General features: G+C 67.0%; 1 protein-coding gene. It reads right to left on the reverse strand.

Annotated elements, in window-relative coordinates:
- Positions 1–487: 487 nt before the first annotated feature.
- Positions 488–1,489, reverse strand: coding sequence for an IS110 family transposase (locus tag YU3_RS38325; protein WP_156913704.1), 1,002 nt, complete (start codon positions 1,487–1,489; stop codon positions 488–490).
- Positions 1,490–1,565 lie beyond the last annotated feature (76 nt).

The following is a 1,565-nucleotide window of genomic DNA, read 5'->3' on the forward strand; positions in this document are numbered from 1 at the left end:
CCCCTCACATGAGGGCCATTGGGTCAAGAGGTTGATCTGCTAGCTGTTGGTTTGATCGTGGGGCAGCTGTTCGTCCCGACCATAGGGCGCTCGAAAGCGTCGCGCGCAGATCGGCGCAAGGCCGGCTGTCCAGCCGCCGCGCAGCGGCTTGGTCTTGCGCTGATTGAGCACGGCGCCACACTGGACGTGGCGGGATGTAGCTTTGCGTCTCCTGGCCCGGGACCTGCCTTGGCGGGACTGACGGCGCGCTCTGGAGCGCCCTCAGAACCTCACATACGGTCGCCGCGTGCGGCGAGACCACAATCCTTCATGCGCAAAAGGCACGGGCTCGGCGGCCGAGGCTCCCATCTTGCGAGCGGCATGTTTCAGCCAAGGGGAGAAACGGGCCTCGTCCACCAGGATCGACGCGGCTGATCAGGTCGCGCCGATGTTGCTCATGCCGATGTAGCTCATGTCTGTGTCGCTCATGATCATGGCTCCAAGGCCTTCAGGCACGCTTCAGGGCGGCCCCTTCGGGAATCTCGCCGACGGTGACGAAGCGCCACAGCGCAACGATAAGCTTGCGCGCCAGCGCGACGATGAAGAGCCGCCGGTTTGGCTTGCGGTCGCTGCCTGGGCGGCCCTTGTCTGGGGCGAGCCGTTTGAAGAACCATTGGCTCAGGGCGGATTGGCGTTGATGCCTCAGCCACAACCAGGCCAGTTCGATCATGGTCTTGCGCAGGCGTCGGTTGCCGGCCTTCGAGATGCCTTGCTCGCGATCGATCTTGCCGCTGCGCCACGGCGTGCCGGCAAGGCCGGCAAAGGCGGCGAGCTGGCGCCGATTGTCGAAGCGGCGGAAGAACGCCTCGAGCGCCAGCGTGGTGGCGAAATCGGGGCCGATGCTCTTGAGTTCGAGCAGCCGCATTGCAACCGCATTGGCCTCATCGCCTTTGAGCAGTTCGGCGCGTTCGCTCTCGACCCGGGCGATTTGCGCCATGATCAGCTCGAGGCGCTCGAGCGCGCGCATGATCTCCTTCTTGAGCTGCGATCCCAGCGGGCGGCCATCGCCGGTCGTCAGCTTGTCGAGCGCGACGCGGCGGTTGCGATGCAACGGGTCGTAGCCGTGGATGCCTTGCGCCGCCAGCAGGCCACGAATGCGATTGCTCTCGCGGATGCGCTCGCGCATCAGGCTGTCGCGCTCGCGCACCAGCCGCCGGCTGTCCTCCTGCTCGGGGCTCGGCGCATGCACCATCGAGCACACGCGCGGCTCGCCGCGCAGCCACGCCGACAGCGTGCGCCACAGCGTCTCGCCATCGATCCTGTCGCTCTTGGCCCGCCGGCTGCGGCGCGGCACCGGAATCGAAGCGGCATCGACGACATGGCTGCGGATGCCTTCGCTCTCCAGCAGGCGATGCAGCCAGAACCCGTCCAGGCCCGCCTCCTGAATGGTGATGATCTCGACCGCGCCGCCCAGACGCTGCTCCGCACGCTCCCGCAGCCGCGCAAACAGCGCCAAAAGCCCGCCCACATCGCCCGCGGCAAGCACGTGCCGCGACAACCGCTCGCTGCCCGGCGATTGCACGCTC

Origin of the sequence: Mesorhizobium sp. WSM3224 (assembly GCF_000427725.1) — a bacterium.
Lineage (GTDB): Bacteria > Pseudomonadota > Alphaproteobacteria > Rhizobiales > Rhizobiaceae > Mesorhizobium.